Source organism: Drancourtella sp. An57, from assembly GCF_002161525.1.
GTDB classification, from domain to species: Bacteria; Bacillota; Clostridia; order Lachnospirales; family Lachnospiraceae; genus Sellimonas; species Sellimonas catena.
The window spans coordinates 1-16432 of record NZ_NFHY01000010.1 but is presented as its reverse complement, the minus strand read 5'-3'; the positions used below and the strand labels follow the sequence as shown (position 1 = coordinate 16432).

Genomic DNA, 16432 nt, shown 5'->3' with positions numbered 1-16432 from the left:
ATTTTTACTTTACACAAAAAGGTGATTATTGAAAAGCCATCGGACCTCGGCAGATTTTCAACATGCCAAGGTTTCCCGTCCTTTCATCAGAACTTCGATATAATGGTCGAAATCTACATCATTTTGTTTTTTCAATATCTCAATATAACTTTCCTTGATGTGATCTGCCGCGATATCCGTTGCATCCGGCATTCCCATGGCATCCCCCAATGCCATACCAAACAAAGCACCTGCAATCTTATTTTTCATTCCGCCACTTCCATGCTCTATTGCAATTGCAACTTACTTTTTGTCCTGTATCAATTGAACAAAATGACTGCATTTTTCATAAACGGTTATTAACTACAGAACAAAGTTTCCTGTTTAATAAAATATTGCCCGGTACAAACCGGGCAACACAAAAATCTGTTTTTTTATTATACCTGAATCACTCCTGCCATGCTGCAGAGCAGGACGATAATTCCAAGAACAATCCGGTACCATCCGAAGGCCTGGAAGTCATGCTTTTTGATGTAGTCCATCAGGAAACGAATAACTACGATAGACACAAGAAAGGCGGTAATCATACCGACCGCAAGCACCAGCAGTTCGGATCCGCTAAAGGCAAATCCATACTGAAGAACTTTTAAAAGGCTTGCGCCAAGCATAACCGGAACCGCAAGGAAGAAAGTAAATTCGGATGCCGCTTTTCTTGATACACCGATAAGCAGGGCGCCGACAATCGTGGCACCGGACCGGGAGGTTCCAGGAAAGATTGCCGCAATCAGCTGGAAGACCCCGATGATCAGCACAGCCGAAATTGTCAGATCCTCCACTGTCTTCATCCGCGGTCTTTTCCCTTTATTCCAGCGTTCAATCACGATGAACGCAATACCAAAGACAATCAGGGCAATCGCAACCGGAACTGCATGATAGAACATTGCTTCAAATACATCATCAAACAGAATCCCGATCACAGCTGCCGGAATGCAGGCCAGAAGGATTTTTCCCCAGAGGATCATTTTCTCCATTTCGATTACCGGTCTGTTTTTGTCTTTAAACTGAAACGGGAACAGCTGGTTCCAGAACTGCAGTACGACCGCAAAAATCGCGCCAAGCTGAATCACAACAAGAAAGACATTGACAAAGTCCGCGCTTCCTTTCAGCTTGACAAACTCGTCCAGAAGGATCATGTGTCCTGTACTGCTGACAGGAAGCCATTCCGTGATTCCCTCCACAATTCCAAACAAAACTGCTTTTATAATTTCCATTTATTTTCTCCTTGTTTCTTTTTTGATTGATTCTTTTTCATGTATCAAAGTGCTGCCATGGCAATCGTGCCTGCAGTCAGCAGAACCAGTCCTGCCGCCGCTTTCCTGCTGAGCTTTTCTCCAAATACAAAGTAGGAAAATGCAACAGTCACAAGCACGCTCAGCTTGTCAACAGGAGCCACAATACTGGCCGGGCCTTCCTGAAGAGCCCGGTAATAGCAGAGCCATGAAGCTCCTGTAGCGATCCCGGAGCAACAGATAAAGATCAGCTCTATTTTCGGAATCTGCCGGACTTCCTGCTGCTTTTTCCGGATTCCCACCATAAGCCAGGCCATCACAAGCACCACACAGGTACGGATTGCTGTGCCGAGATTGGATTCCACGCCGGAGATCCCGACCTTTCCGAGGATCGCCGTAAGACTTGCAAATACTGCGGATCCTGCCGCATAGAGAATCCAGCCTGCACCGCCCCTGGAATCTTTAATCTCCACATCCTTTTTCTCGATCATCAGAAAAATTCCGGCCGCAATCACAATTACCGCTGCCGCTTTCGGAATTGAGATTCCTTCCTGCAGAAAGATCAGGGCAAGCAGGATTGTCAGCACTGTACTGGACTTGTCGATCGGAACAACCTTGTTGATATCCCCTGTCTGCAGCGCCTTAAAATAACAGAGCCACGATGCTCCCGTGGCCGCGCCGGACAGAATCAGAAAGACAAGCGTTCTCGCATCAATCAATGAAATCTCATCTGCCGATCCTACAATTCCTACAATCACCCACGAAAAAATCAGGATCACGATCGTCCGTACCGCTGTGGCTACAGTAGAATCGGTTTTCCTGATTCCGCATTTTGCCAGAATGGACGTGACCCCCGCAAAAAAAGCAGAACCCACAGCATACAAAAGCCACATCAGACATTCCTTCTTTCTCTATCAGGATTCCCGGTCATTTAACCGGTAACCAGCACCCCACACCGTCTCGATGATCTTCGGATTTCTGGCATCATCCTCAATTTTCTCTCTCAGACGGTTCACATGAACCGATACCGTCGCCGCATCGGATACATACTCAAATCCCCATATCTTTTCAAAAAGTTCTTCTTTTGAAAACACGATATTTGGATTTTCTGCAAGGAACCGAAGCAGCTCAAACTCCCGGTTCGGGATTTTCAGTTCCACACCATGTTTCCATACTTTCCAGGTCTTTGGCTCGATCACCACGTCCTGGATCGTGATCTTATCTCCCTTGTTCCGCTCCTCCCTGCCGCGCCCGGATGTCAGCCGTTCGTACTGCTTCAGATGGGAGCGTACCCGCGCCACCAGCTGAGACGGATCAAAAGGTTTTGTAATATAGTCATCAGCACCCAGTCCGAGGCCGCGGATCACATCCACGGCCTCGGTGCAGGCTGTCACCATCAGGATCGGAATATCGATCTGATCCCGGATCTCCCGTCATCTAACAACACGGTTTCATATCCATTGCTCTCCAGATAATCTTTTTCCAGCCAGGCAATTTTTTCATCATCCTCCACAATCAGAATCTTCGTCATATCAGTTCCTCCTATGGGAAACATATCTCTATTTCATTTTTGCCTTCCGCAGCTGCTCCAGAATCAGAATCACCGCAAAGCAGACAGCTGCGCCGATCAGAACCGTGACCGCCATCGGCATGGTAACTGCGACAATCTCAAGCAGAGACGGGAACAGTGCAAGAGCCAGGAACGTACCGCCGACCATGGTCACGCAGACAAACAGTCTGAGCGGAGTAAGCGGGATACAGCTCTTGATCACTGCCAGCATGGAAATCAGAATCAGCAGAAGATACATCACCGTCTGTCTTTCCTCAGTGCCAAACGGCGCAAGCAGCGTAAATACCGCAATCATACATGCAACCGTAATACCAAACGGTGCGGCATGGGAAAGTGCCGTCGGGAGGAATTTCCCGCGGATTCTCCTTATATCCGACTCCACAATCGATACGAAGGACGGATATGCCTCGATGCAGGCATCGATCAGCGTGATCTGAATCGGAATAAACGGGAACGCCTTATTCGTGATCAGACAGAAAAACGATACCAGTACAGAATAGATCGTCTTGATAAAGAATACCTGCGCTGTTCTCGTTACGTTGTTGATGACCTTCCGGCCTTCCATCACAACATGTGGAAGGTTCGTAAAGTCGGAATCCAGAAGCACTATCTGCGCAATCTGGCGGCTTGCGTCACTTCCGTCCGCAACTGCAATCGAGCAGTCCGCCTCACGCAGTGCCAGCAGGTCATTGACTCCATCGCCTGTCATCGCCACCTGATGGCCCTGACGCTTCAGCGCCTGCACAAGCTCCTGCTTCTGCTTCGGCGTCACTCTGGCAAAAACAGCATATCTCCGGCAGAGCATATCATAATCCAGATCTTCGCCAAGCGTGGACAGATCGATGGCATCTTCCCATCTCTCCAGTCCGGCACGTTTTGCAATCATCGATACCGTCTTTACATGGTCTCCGGAAATAACTTTGACATCCACGCCCTCTCTCTTAAAGAACGCAAGCGTTTCCTCGGCATTCTTCCGGATCGTATCTTCCAGAATCACACTGTAAACCGGACGGATTCCCGCCGGCAGCTCATTATCATTCTCCCACGTCTGTCCGGAATATCCGATAATAATCACTCTTCGTCCTTTTTCCAGCTCACACTCCAGATTCTCCGGAAGATTTCCCATCAACCGCTCCGGCGCGCCCACAAAAATACTTCCCGCACCTTCAAAACTGATGCATCCCCATTTTCTCTTCGAAGAGAATGCGATCTTGTGAACCGGACGGTACGCCGCTTTCGGCTCAAACTTTTCTTTCAGCGCCTGAAACGTCGCATTGTTGTCATCACTGGCGGCCATATAAGACTGCACAAGCGCATCCATCTCGCCGCCCGGCAGATCCGTCAGCGGAATCACCGAATGGACTCTCAGCTTTCCATCTGTGATCGTCCCTGTCTTGTCCAGACAAATGGTATCCACATGTGCAAGCGTCTCCAGTGAATAAATATTCTGCACAAGAATTTTCATTCTCGCAAGCCGAATGACACCGGCTGCCAGAGAAACAGATATCAGAAGAACAAGTCCCTTCGGAAGCATACCAAGAAGTGCCGCCGAAGAAGAAATCACCGCCTCATCAACCGGAGTATTTCTAAGGAAATACGCTTCCAGGAACAGGATAATTCCAAGCGGGATAATCAGAAAACTCGTAAATTTCGTCACTTTCCGCATGGAACCAAGAAGCTCCGAATGAATCTGCTTTTCCTGCTTTACTTCATTTGCAAGTTTCGTCGCATAGTTTTCATTCCCGACATGGGTTACTCTCGCATACGCCTTACCGGAAATAACAGAACTTCCCGAAAAAAGCTCCGCTCCCTGTTCCTTGACAACAGCATCACTCTCACCGGTCAGAAGAGACTCATTGACCTCAAGCATCCCATCCACAACGACCGCGTCATTACAGATCTGATTACCGCTGGCAAGCACCATCAGATCATCCTTTACGATCTCTTCCATCTCCACGGTCATTTCCCGGTTATCCCTGCGCACATGCACAGTCGGACGGTTCAGAATCGACAGCTCGTCCACAAGCTTCTTCGCCTTGAACTCCTGCGCAATCCCAATCACAATATTCAGAATAATAATCGCGATGAACAGCATATTCGAATATGCCCCCACCAAAAACAGCAGCACCGCAATTAAAAAGTTCAGAAAGTTGAACAACGTACAAAGATTCTCCCGCACAATCTGCGGCTTCGTTTTCGTAATCTTTGCGGCTCCAGTACCACCCTCACCACGGGCCTTCCGTTCCTCCACTTCCCGGGCCGACAGCCCAGACAGATTCTCACTCATCACACTACGCCTCCTGCACTACTTTTCTCTCTCAAAGACTAGCATCTTCGACTAAACAAATTTTTATGAATTCTTAAACAATTTCTAAACTCTTCCCGTGTCCTCTCCGCTCCCGTCAGAAGCACACTCACACGGAATTCTATCATAACAGAAATCATGCAAAAATGCAATTTCAACCACATTATATCAGCCAAAAACCATACATACAACAATTATCGGGGACGTGTCAGGGTTGTTTCATGAACAACTCAGACCGGACTATACCTGAAATTATTTTCCTATATCGGTTCTGTTGAGCTTAATACGAAAAAAAGCGCAAATTCCCCCCTCTTCTCTTTACATTGCCTTTTTTTAGAGCTATTCTTTATATATAGTCAATACAAACCGGTTATGCCTTGAAACACATACTGTTCTCGCAGGACGGCATTGTCACAAAAACAATCCATCATTTCTGTCATAATGTTTGTCATGCCGGCTTCGAGCATTGACAGGCGCAGGATATTATACGCATATTTTCTGATTAATGCCAGGTTGTTTCGGGATTTTTTTGCAGGCGAACGGTCTTCCCTGAACGTATCGTCCAATACATGGTGGAGCCGGTTCTCTATTGACCAGTGCATTCTTTTAATGCTTCCCAGTTTCTCTGCGGTAAGGGTCCGGTCTGATATCATTGCGGTACACTGGATGTCTTTTCCTGTTCCTTCTGCCGCAGACGGAACCGGGGCTCTCATCGAACCTTTCTTTAAGAATTCTTCCAATGACGGCGTAATATCATTCCCCTCTTTGTCTCTTTCTACCAGTACCCTTACCTGCTTGATTCGTCCGATACTTTTCACCATGTTCCATTCTTCCTGACTCTTTGTCAGCCATGACACATCTCCGCATATCTGATAAGTCCTGTGTTCATATCGGTCGCGGTTCTTTTCTGTCCGGCTGACTTCTTCATAGTTTTTTAGGCTCTCCCTCAATACCGGATCCAGACGTTCTCCCTTTTTCTTTTTTGCAGTTTCCCTTTCCAACCGGTCCATGACTGCATGGATTTCTTCGCAGGCCTCTGGCTGGTTATTCTTTACTGTCAGGACAAAATGCCCGCCCTGTTCATGGATCTGATTCATGATTGCGGTCTGGGTACCGATAGCATCGATCGTTACGGTGCTTCCGCTGATATCCAGTAGTTTTAACAATTTAGGGATTGCTGTAATTTCATTGGTCTTTGAGTCTATGGGAAGCTGCGCCAGGATCAATCCCGCTCAGCATCCGGCTGATCGTTGACGGAGAGGCAATCCCGTTTTTCAGTTCCAGGTGCTTCCGCAGCCATTCTATATGGTTCCTGCACCAGTTCAGACTCCTGCGGATGGTTGTTCTGCCACAAAGAAATCCGATCGTGACACACACCAACATTTCTGCAAGGTCATGCTTTTTCTCCCTGCCACACCGATAATCCGGAATCTGTCTAAAGTAATAGATCAGCGGGGCCGTTCGGAATTCTCTTTCAGCACATATCAAATGCCACCTGTATTTTTCTCAGGAGTTCCCGCTGTTCTTCATGAATTCTGGAAATGATTTCGGTTTTGCCAAGACATATCAGATAGATGGTCTCCAGCTGATGCAGCTCTTCCAGCTCGACACCACACGTTTTATAAATCCGTCGCGACAGGGAGGCTGTCTGGGCTGCAAACTGATAGCGGAAATCCGATTCTTTTTTGATTGTTCTGGTTCGTTGGATATAAGATGTTGGGGACTGTTTGAAAAGAATGATGGAGAGGACATCTTCCCAGTCATCGCCTAATGGTTTTTTCCAATCATCCGGGCATAATTCCCAGACGGCTTTCGAAAAGCCGTACTCCCAAACTTCCGCATCCGTCAGAGAAACTTTCTTTTTGTTACTTTGTATCACTCCATTCGGAGTAATCACGCCGATATAAGTATCGACTGGCTGTGGATATTTTTTCCCTTTCACGCGCCGGGAAGTCCTTTTATAAAGATAATAGGAATCCCCTTTTTTCTTTACTGTAGTTCCTCTGGTCCGATATTTTTGGACCCACTCTGGATATTTCTTTTCAGTTACCGGCATAAAATCCTCCTTCCTGCATGGGTAGAATATACCTATACTATATAAGACATTATACCTCTACTCGAACAAAAAGTCGAGGATTACATATACTGATGTATAGCATATATAACCCTCGATAAAATCAGATCGATTTATACTTTTAAAAATCATTCATGAAACAACCCTGGCTGTTATTCCGGCGCTGCCGCGCTGTATCTTACTCTGTCCTGACCAGAGAAAAATCCGACAGCTCGATCATTGATGCAGGAGTTTCTATTCCCGCAATCGCCCCCATGGAAATGACCATAGATGCGTTCATTTCCGTTGTCTCATTCATTACAAAGTCTACAGTGACCTCTTTCTCCTGATCCTTTTCCAGGGCTATGTCCGCTCCGCCGTACCACGCATAGCTCGGGCTGAGCATGGCAAGCTTGATCGTTCTCGCCTCTGAGGATTTTACTTTGAACGAAACTTTATAGTGAGCGCCCTGTTCCAGAACGATCCCGCTCTGTTTGAGCTGTACGTTCCAGTCTTCGGTTCCCACATCCGTAATATCATATACTGCACGGCCGTTCTCAAAAGAAACCTCTGCCGCTCCCGGAGCGGTAACCGCATTTTCCCATCCTTCACTTCCGGAAGCGAAATCACTGTTCGCAAGGAGATTTTCTCCGACCGGCTGTTCACCGATATCCGGTGCATCGATCTTTTCAAGGTTGATATTGTCAATGCAGATCCTGTGGTTTTCTGTTATCCGGATCCCATCGACAGCCCCCATAGATATACTGAGAACGGCCTTCGGATCTGTCTCGCCCGTCATCTGGAATACGATCTCATATGTATTGTAATCTGTTCCGAGATCTACGATCTTCTCTCCCGAATACGGCGTCCAGTCGTCATCAGAAGTGCCGTCCCTCTGGATCGCAAACATCAGTTTTCTCGGTATGCTTGCCTTTGCGTCGAGAGAAAGCCTGTACCACTGTCCTTTTTCAAGCTCCACGTTATTTTGCTTCAGCTGGATCTTCCATGCCGCGTCCCCGGTGTTACTGATCGAGAAGTCTGCCGCATTGTCCTCATTCAGGCTGTCCACGACATAAGTAACGTCTGATGAGATGCTGCTGTCTACATATGGTTCATATCCGGAAAATCCTGCGTTAAAGCTTCCGTTTTTGATCAGGCTGTCTTCTTCTATCCGCACATTATCAAGATAATAAAGTCCCGGTTCTTTGAAGATAAATGCAAGATCCGTATCTGCCGGTTCCGTATCCACAGTCAGTTTGTAGTCATATTCCTGCTCTGTCCCGTTCATTTCGGCGCTGTATTCCTGTCCGGCGGCTTTTACCGTGATCTCCCTGCCGGGTTCACCTTCCGCCGTAAAACTCATTGCATACGTGCCGCCTGCGGACAGCGCAAGATCACTCTGCGATACGATGACCGGATGATCTGCCGATGTTCCCTCAGGAGCATTTACCATCAGTCTGCGGATATTATCCTCATTCGTGACGCTCACTTCCGCTCCGCTACTTTTTGACACATCCCAGTATCCGAGACGTCCTTCTCCTTCCTGGAAGCTGCCGTTATACACGTAGTTGCCGTCGGCAAGGATGCCTTTGTCTCCTTCGGTGATCTCAATCTCATCTATTTTCTTCAATGAAACATTGCTGATCCGGATCCCTGCCGTCGAACCGGCTGCTCCCATATTGAATTCCAGACGTCCGTTCGCATCATCGCTGTCTGTCATGGTAAATTCAAACGTATATGTCTGTTTTTCCGGTGTCAGGTTTACCACCGTATCTTCCAGATAACGCCGGAACGATCTGTCAGGCGCGGATACGCCTACTTTCATTGTTCTGTCTGCATCTGCATATGCATCGAACGTAAGCCGGTATACTCCTCCCTGTTTCATCGGAAGATCCGGCTGTACCAGCTGCACACTGTAGTCCACTGTCCCCTCGTTTTCTGTTGTAACCGCGATTTCATTGTCTTCGATTCCGGCTTCGGCTTCACCGCCCAGCGCAGTAAGGAATGTCCAGTCTTTCTCGTCTGTCAGGTCTTCCTTTACAGAAAAATCTCCGTTCACAACATAATTGCCGTTTTCATCGGGATCTCTTAGGATCACTTCTTCAACCGGCTTTGTAACATTTTCATCGTAGCTGTCTTTCTGGTAAACTTTCACATAGTCAATATAGTATGCGGCGTTTGCAATATCAGTCGTCTCGTCCGGATTGCCCGGCCAGTTTCCGCCCACCGCCAGATTCAGGATGATATAGAACGGCTGGTCAAACGGAGCCGGATATGTGATCTCTCCCTGTCCTTCTGTCGCAGAGTACCAGTTATCCTCCGTGTGGATCAGTTTCCCGTCGACGTACCAGCTGATCTTTCCCGGTTCCCATTCTACGTCAAACACATGATATTCATCCGAGAACATACCTTCTTCCAGTGTATAGTTGCCCTGGCTCTCGCTGTGCGGATTTCCGTAATGGATCGTCCCGTAAGAAGTATCTGTATCGTTTCCGAGTACTTCCATAATGTCGATCTCACCGCATCTCGGCCACTGTCCATAAAGGTTTTCATCTGTCGGCATCATCCAGAATGCGGGAAGGAAGCCCTGCCCTTTTGGAACTTTCACTCTTGCTTCAAACAGACCGTATTTAAAATCATGTTTATTCTGTGTATTTACACGTCCGGATGTGTAGGACACACTGCCGTCTTCATTCACGGTCTCCACCGGTTTCAGCACAAGGCTTCCATCCTCAATATAGATGTTCTCCGGTGAATCCACATAGGACTGGAGCTCATTATTCACCCAGCCCGGATCATGCAGTTCTACATTCCAGTCGTCTCTGTTCAGAGTCTCTCCATCGAACTGATCCTCCCATTTCAGGTTATACCCTTCATATGAGAGATCTGTTGTCTGCTCCTCCGCTTTCTGTTCTGTCCGGTATGTAATCTCCGCCTTCAAAGTAACTTCCTCTCCGTCTATCAGTATCGTTTTTGTAACCTCTTCTGTTTTCTCTTCCGCCGTCTCTGCTCCCGGTTCCGCCGCTTTCGCCGTCAGGGAAGCCGGAAGAAGCGTGCCGGCCATTGCAGCCACAAGCAGCAGGGAAAGTAAATGCCTGCCTTTCCGCTTTCTTACTGCGGCAATGATAACACAGAAGCTTACGGCGCCTGCGATGCACCACGGGATTATATTGGCCGTATCGCCTGTCTGTACGGTTTCCTTATCGCCGGTTCCATCGCTGTCCGGCCGGTTCCCGGGATCTGTATCTTTGTCCGGCCTGTCTGTATCAGTTCCTCCCGGGATCTGCGCACCGCCTTGCTCCTGATCTGTCCCGGAAGTCTTTCTGACCAGCCTGACCGTACATTCTCCTGTCCTGCCGCTTCCCACGTCGCCGGTCTTCATCTCCCATTGATCCGGCGAGGCGACGCCGTCCTCCGTCTGATACCCTTCGGGAATACTTCCGCTGATCACAATATCGGTCAATATATCGTCCGACGCATTGTAGATTTTTACCGTCTCATTGATCGGGTCTGTACTGCTGTATTCCGTCCGGTCTGTCTCGATGGAAATTTCCGGCCCTGCGGCTTTTGTTTCTGCCATTACCGCAGTATTCGCCATCAGTACTGCAGTGGCTGCCGCCAGTATAACGGCTGCCGCCCTTCTTGTTTTCTTCATTTCTGCGTCTCCTCATTCAGTTTTTTCACTAACGCTAAGATTCTTCCCGCACACTCGCGGATCTGTTTTTCTGACAGTTCACCCCTCTCATACGCCCGGCGGATGTCCGCGTCGTCCCGCCGGTTCCCCGGCATGATGATATCATTTCCGGCGGCCGCGCATTTCCACGGGATACTACCGTCTTCCGGTACTGTCGTATTCCAGTCTGACATGATCACCCCCTTAAATCCCCATTCCTCCCGGGCGGCAACCGTGCACAGGTCACGGCTGTTTGCCGCGTGGACTCCGTTGATCAGATTATAGGAAGACATGATCGCCGCCGGCGCGCTCTCTTTTACCGCGATCTCAAACCCCCGCAGATAGATCTCACGGAGCGCCCGCTCAGAGACACAGGAGTCCACTCCCATCCGGTTATCCTCCTGATTATTGCAGGCAAAATGCTTGATCGTCACACCGCATCCCGTATGTTCCTGCACGCCCCGGGTGACCGCGCTGGCAAGTGTGCCCGAGAGGAAGGGATCTTCCGAAAAATATTCAAAATTACGTCCGCAGAGAGGATTCCTCTGGATATTCATGCCGGGCGCAAGCCAGAGATCGACATGGAATTCCCGCATCTCCTCCGCGACCGCACGTCCGAACTCGGCGAGCAGCTCTGTATCCCAGGTCTGCGCCAGAGCAGTGCCTGTCGGGAACGCCGTACAGTACTGATAATATGTATCCGCGTTTTCATGGATTTCCATCGGTTCCAGGAAGCCGTTTTCGAGGGATCCGAGAACACCGGTCCCATATACGGAATCTGTCTCCCGGTCGACCTGATAGCTCTGCCTGAGCCTGAGCCCTGCCGGACCGTCCGCCATGATCAGAGAGCGGATCCGGTACTTTTCTTCCAGAGCCTCTGTTGTCTCCCCGGCTGATCCGGGCACCCGTATCCCTGCCGATCCGAGCGTACTTGCGCCTGCCGTGATATTCCCGTACAGGAGAGGGATCAGTTCCTCCACGGGATACTGTTCTTCTGCCGGCTGCACATTCTTTATTTCCGGTTCACGGCACGGCACAAATTCACAGACCGGTATCCCGGTCTCCTTCTTCTCTTTCTCCCTGTCTCCGGCTTCTCCCCGGCTCAGCTCTTCAAACGGCTCCTCCAGCGGGCAGATCCGGTGTGTTTCCTCTATCACCGTCTCCCGGGCGACTGTAAGATACGCTGAAAGTACGGCAGAGTCCAGGCTGTTTCCGATCCAGACGCCGTATGTCCCTGCTTCTGTTATCCATGCCTGTCTCTCCTGGGAGAATACCGCCAGCTGCTTCTGAGGGATCTCTATCTTCACTTTTCCGCTCTCTCCCGGAGCCAGCCGCTCTGTCTTCGCAAAGCCTGCAAGCCTTCTTCTCTCCTTTTCTATCCCGCTGTGCGGCAGAGATACATAGACCTGCACCACTTCCCGCCCCGCATAGCGTTTTCCTGTATTTGTGACGGATATTTCCGCCCGCACCGAAGACTGCTCCTGCTTCAGGCCGCACAATTCCAGTCTGAACGAAGTATAGGAAAGCCCGTATCCGAAAGACCAGAGCGGTCTTACGCCAAAACTGTCAAAGTACCGGTAGCCGACATATATCCCTTCTCTGTATACTTCTTTTTCCAGATCTCCGTTTAGATAGCTGTATGTATCCGGGAACGGATGATCCTCATATCTCCTCGCCCACGTCGCCGTCAGTTTCCCCTCCGGCACCGCCCTGCCGAAGAGTACATCCGCGGCGGCGCGTCCGCCTTCCTGCCCCGGCTGCGAAATATTGAGTACAGCGCCGATATTTTCCGTTTCCTGCAGGATATCCGTCAGCTCAACCGGCCCGCCGGAATTCAGGATCAGGATCAGCGGGATCTGAAACCTGTCAAGGTATAACAGATCCTCCCTTTCCCTTACGCTCAGGTAATAGTCCCCTTCTTCCAGCCTCCGGTCCTTTCCTTCTCCGGAGATCCTGCTGATGACATAGACGGCTGCCCCGGCTCCTCTCAGATCCTGCTCTGTGATCCTGCGGCCGTCGGGAAGGACAAAAGGATTTGCCGCATATGCATCAAACGGATTCTGTACATGGCGCGCGTCCTCCAGTATCTTTTCTTTCCACTCTTCTCTTACTTCTTTATAACGTTTATCATAATCTCGGATCCAGTCTTCATTTGTAACGGATGCCCCGGCTTCTTTTATTCCTTTGTAAACAGAAATATTTTCCCTGTTATTGACATCGCCTGATCCGATGCCGCCTTTTACTGTTTTCTCTGCTCCGCTGCCGAACAGGGCAACAGGAGCCGAAGTCTTCAGCGGGAGCACTCCCTCGTTTTTAAGGAGTACGATTCCTTCTGCCGCCGCTCTTCTCGCCAGCGCCCTATGTTTTTCTTCGCGTGCGGACGGCTCCTGGTTCAGGCTGCCGCTGTGTGTCCAATTTTTCATCATTCATACCTCTTTATCTGTCATCATTTTTCAGTCATGGTATAAAGAGACCGCCATAGCGTTCTCCTGCATATACTGAAAGGATTCCCCTATGGCGGTTCTTTCATGGATTACTGTCCGTTTACTCCTTTACGCCGCCGAGCGTTACACCCGCAATAATGTATTTTGAAAGAAGCAGATATACGATAATGATCGGTACGATTGCCACCGTGATCATCATATAGATTTTACCCATATCAAAGTTCATGTAGTCCGCTCCACGGAGCGTTGCGATCAGGATCGGTACTGTCATCTTGTCCTTAGACTGGATGACCAATGCCGGAACGAAGTAATTATTCCATGAACTTACAAATGTAAATATTGCCTGCACCGCGATCGCCGGCTTCATGATCGGAAGCACGATCCGGTTGAAAGTCCGGAATTCTCCGGAGCCGTCAATCCTTGCCGCTTCCACAAGCGACAGCGGAAGAGACGACTGAAGATAGCTGTACATAAAATAGAATACAGCCGGTGACGCAATGGACGGTATGATCAGCGGAAGAAGCGAATCATACATCCCCATATTTGTAATCAGGCGCAGGAATCCCATCGCCGTCACCTGCGTCGGCATGACAAGGATTGCCATGATAAATGTAAACGCAGCCTTTTTTGCCTTAAAATCATAGGCGTACAGACCGTAAGCCGTCAGCGATGAAAAATATGTACATAACGCCGCGGAACAGGTCGACACGATCAGGCTGTTCAGGATTCCCTTAAACATCGGGAAGCTTCCGTCATTTGCCACGTTCTTCAGATTTTCCAGAAAATAGGTTCCCGGGATCGCCGAAAATCCTTTCTGCAGATCCGCATGGGAGCGCGTCGCATTTACGATCAGGATGTAAAAGAAGAACAGGCATAAAAATGACAACAGTATCAGCACCACATAAGCCAGTATTGTCTGGCTGTGTTTCGCCTTTTTCGACTTCATAACCTATCTCCTCCCTTTCCGCGCATCTTTAAGTTTTCGTTTCGACGCTTTCGAGCCATAGCCGTCGTCGTTGTTTCCATTCGTCATCCTGTATACAAAGAAGCACAGGATACCGCTTACGATAAACAGGTATACAGACAAAGCGCCCGCCATGCCGTAGTTTCTGCTCTTCAGATGGCTGTTCAGGAACATGATCAGCGTCATGGACGTACGGTCCGGATTTCCCTGCCCGTTCGTCAGGATCTGCGGAACATCGAACATCTGCAGGCCGCCAATGATCGAAGTGATCAGTGTGTAGGCAAGGATCGGACGGATCAGCGGGAGCGTGATATAGAAAAATCTCTTGACGCTCGTACATCCGTCCAGCTCGCACGCCTCGAAGATATCCTGGCTGATCCCCATGATTGCCGCCATGAGCATGATCGTCGTATTTCCAAACCACATCAGGAAGTTCATAAGTCCCACAAGTGATCTGGTACCGATCACAGAGCCGAGGAAATCGACCGGCTTACTGATCCATCCCAGAGACATCAGGATCGAATTGATCGGTCCGTTGGTCGAAAACATCGCGAAGAACAGCATGGCAAACGCAGACGCCATGATCAGGTTCGGAAGATAGATGACGACCTTAAAGAACTGTTTGCCTTTGATCTTCAGACGGATATCCGTAAACCAGTTTGCAAGGAGCAGCGCGATCACGATCTGCGGAACAAAACCGATCACCCACAGGATCAGGGTATTCCCCGCATATTTGAGCATATCAGAGCCCAGCAGGCTGATATAATTCTGCATTCCGACAAAATTGGGACCGATTTCTTTGATTCCCGACCGGTAATATTCAAAGAAACTGTATCTGACCGTATCAATCAGCGGGATCAGAGAAAATATCAAAAAGCATATAAAAAACGGCAGGATAAAAATATATCCCCACTTGGCATAGCTGACACTTTTACGTTTCTTTTTCATAAAGTATCATTCCTTTCTATTTCCGGCAGCCGCACAGACTGTCCGTCCGCTGGGCTGCCGGCTTGCTGCATTATTCGGACCACTCAACCTCTGTGATATCCGGATAACGTTCTTTGATCGCAGTCTCGAAATTCTCTTTTGCCTTATCAAAGTCTACATTACCCTGGAAATAATCGCTGAATGAGTTCTGGAACAGCTCGACACATCCAAGATCATATGCGGAAAGCGGAGCAATCTCTATATTTTCCGCTACCGGTGCATAGTACTCATACGCATTCTGTCCGCCGAGGAAATCAGATGCATATGCATCGTCTGCGGCCGCTTCTTCCATACCGCTTACCGTATTTGTAAAGTCAAGATAATCCTGTGAGATCTTCAGCAGTGTATCTTTTTCCGCTGTCATTGCCAGGATGATATCTTTTACGTGCTCCGGATTATCCGTGCCTGTTGCCGCATGGATATAAGAACCGCCCCAGTTGTATTCCTGCGGAGGATTTGTGACCGCCCATGCGCCGGCTTCTCCGTCCCAGTTCGGATTCAGTGTGAAATCAATGCCCCACGGCGGAAGCAGGAAAGCGAACACCTTGGAAGAAGATCCCATCGCCTTGTTCCAGTCATCGTTGAACTGTCCCTTTACAGTCTTGTCCAGATATCCGGCGTCAAGCCATTCTTTGGAATTCTCTACCCAGTCCATGATCAGCGGATCGATTTTTACTGTTGTCTCGCCGTCCGCTACCCACGGCTCGCTGATATTATTGCTGTATACACGGAATGTATCCGCATAAGAAGCAAATGTATAATATCCTTTTGCCTTCAGCTCCTCAGCTGTCGCTTTCAGCGTATCCCAGTCTTTCACTTTTTCTCCCACAGCCGCCGGATCATCGGTTCCGAACACATCCTTGGCAATATCTCTGCGGTATACGAGAACTCCCGGACAGCACTGCCATGTGGAACCTCTCTGGACTCCTTCACGGTCAGAAGCTGTCGTCTTGGTGAATGCATACTGGTCTGCCAGATCCGTATCAGGATCGATCCCGAGATCTTTCAGAGGCATGGCTACATCTGCTTCTGCATCTGTATACTTATATACTAAAACTTCCCACACCAATACGGTGTGTTGAACCTTGAAAATTCAATATTTCAGCCAATAAAAAAGGCATAAACCTGTCCCGTTTGGTATAATGGAATTGACGAAAAACCATCTATA

The 16432-nt window shown here is 49.0% G+C and carries 11 protein-coding genes and 2 pseudogenes; all 13 read right to left on the bottom strand.

What is annotated here, in order from left to right; genetic code table 11:
* Positions 1-57: 57 nt before the first annotated feature.
* Positions 58-249, bottom strand: coding sequence for a hypothetical protein (locus B5G11_RS09500; RefSeq protein ID WP_087253112.1), 192 nt, complete (start codon positions 247-249; stop codon positions 58-60).
* A 167-nt stretch (positions 250-416) separates the two neighbouring features.
* Positions 417-1250 (bottom strand): undecaprenyl-diphosphate phosphatase, encoded by an 834-nt coding sequence (locus B5G11_RS09495; RefSeq protein ID WP_087253110.1) that lies wholly within the window; start codon positions 1248-1250, stop codon positions 417-419.
* A gap of 44 nt (positions 1251-1294) precedes the next feature.
* Positions 1295-2161, bottom strand: coding sequence for an EamA family transporter (locus B5G11_RS09490; protein WP_087253108.1), 867 nt, complete (start codon positions 2159-2161; stop codon positions 1295-1297).
* A gap of 21 nt (positions 2162-2182) precedes the next feature.
* Positions 2183-2799: pseudogene (locus B5G11_RS09485) on the bottom strand (response regulator transcription factor).
* A gap of 28 nt (positions 2800-2827) precedes the next feature.
* Complete coding sequence (locus B5G11_RS09480) at positions 2828-5125, bottom strand: cation-translocating P-type ATPase (protein WP_087253106.1); 2298 nt, start codon at positions 5123-5125, stop codon at positions 2828-2830.
* Between the two features lie 374 nt (positions 5126-5499).
* Positions 5500-6339 (bottom strand): annotated as a pseudogene (locus tag B5G11_RS09475) (ISAs1 family transposase); the annotation flags it as partial.
* The gene (locus tag B5G11_RS09470) at positions 6329-6631 is read right to left on the bottom strand and encodes a transposase family protein (protein ID WP_087253102.1); all 303 of its coding nucleotides are present in this window, start codon (positions 6629-6631) and stop codon (positions 6329-6331) included. The gene B5G11_RS09470 and the pseudogene B5G11_RS09475, both read right to left, overlap by 11 nt.
* Entirely contained in the window at positions 6618-7199 is a 582-nt protein-coding gene (locus B5G11_RS09465) for a hypothetical protein (RefSeq protein ID WP_087253100.1), read from the bottom strand. The genes B5G11_RS09470 and B5G11_RS09465 overlap by 14 nt, the downstream gene beginning before the upstream one ends.
* Before the next feature lie 196 nt (positions 7200-7395).
* Positions 7396-10851, bottom strand: coding sequence for a carbohydrate binding domain-containing protein (locus tag B5G11_RS09460; protein ID WP_087253098.1), 3456 nt, complete (start codon positions 10849-10851; stop codon positions 7396-7398).
* Complete coding sequence (locus tag B5G11_RS09455; RefSeq protein WP_204229592.1) at positions 10848-13292, bottom strand: glycoside hydrolase family 3 protein; 2445 nt, start codon at positions 13290-13292, stop codon at positions 10848-10850. Before B5G11_RS09455 ends, B5G11_RS09460 begins: the two co-directional genes overlap by 4 nt.
* Before the next feature lie 121 nt (positions 13293-13413).
* The gene (locus B5G11_RS09450) at positions 13414-14259 is read right to left on the bottom strand and encodes a carbohydrate ABC transporter permease (protein ID WP_087253094.1); all 846 of its coding nucleotides are present in this window, start codon (positions 14257-14259) and stop codon (positions 13414-13416) included.
* A gap of 3 nt (positions 14260-14262) precedes the next feature.
* Complete coding sequence (locus B5G11_RS09445; protein WP_087253092.1) at positions 14263-15225, bottom strand: sugar ABC transporter permease; 963 nt, start codon at positions 15223-15225, stop codon at positions 14263-14265.
* A gap of 70 nt (positions 15226-15295) precedes the next feature.
* Positions 15296-16330 (bottom strand): carbohydrate ABC transporter substrate-binding protein, encoded by a 1035-nt coding sequence (locus B5G11_RS09440; RefSeq protein WP_343215494.1) that lies wholly within the window; start codon positions 16328-16330, stop codon positions 15296-15298.
* Between the last annotated feature and the right edge of the window lie 102 nt (positions 16331-16432).

Excerpts from the sequence above, each read along its gene's own strand:
- B5G11_RS09465 (WP_087253100.1), bottom strand. The coding sequence starts at position 7,199 with ATGCCGGTAACTGAAAAGAAATATCCAGAGTGGGTCCAAAAATATCGG.
- B5G11_RS09495 (WP_087253110.1), bottom strand. The coding sequence starts at position 1,250 with ATGGAAATTATAAAAGCAGTTTTGTTTGGAATTGTGGAGGGAATCACG.
- B5G11_RS09490 (WP_087253108.1), bottom strand. The coding sequence starts at position 2,161 with ATGTGGCTTTTGTATGCTGTGGGTTCTGCTTTTTTTGCGGGGGTCACG.
- B5G11_RS09460 (WP_087253098.1), bottom strand. The coding sequence starts at position 10,851 with ATGAAGAAAACAAGAAGGGCGGCAGCCGTTATACTGGCGGCAGCCACT.
- B5G11_RS09500 (WP_087253112.1), bottom strand. The coding sequence starts at position 249 with ATGAAAAATAAGATTGCAGGTGCTTTGTTTGGTATGGCATTGGGGGAT.
- B5G11_RS09445 (WP_087253092.1), bottom strand. The coding sequence starts at position 15,225 with ATGAAAAAGAAACGTAAAAGTGTCAGCTATGCCAAGTGGGGATATATT.
- B5G11_RS09450 (WP_087253094.1), bottom strand. The coding sequence starts at position 14,259 with ATGAAGTCGAAAAAGGCGAAACACAGCCAGACAATACTGGCTTATGTG.
- B5G11_RS09480 (WP_087253106.1), bottom strand. The coding sequence starts at position 5,125 with ATGAGTGAGAATCTGTCTGGGCTGTCGGCCCGGGAAGTGGAGGAACGG.
- B5G11_RS09455 (WP_204229592.1), bottom strand. The coding sequence starts at position 13,292 with ATGAAAAATTGGACACACAGCGGCAGCCTGAACCAGGAGCCGTCCGCA.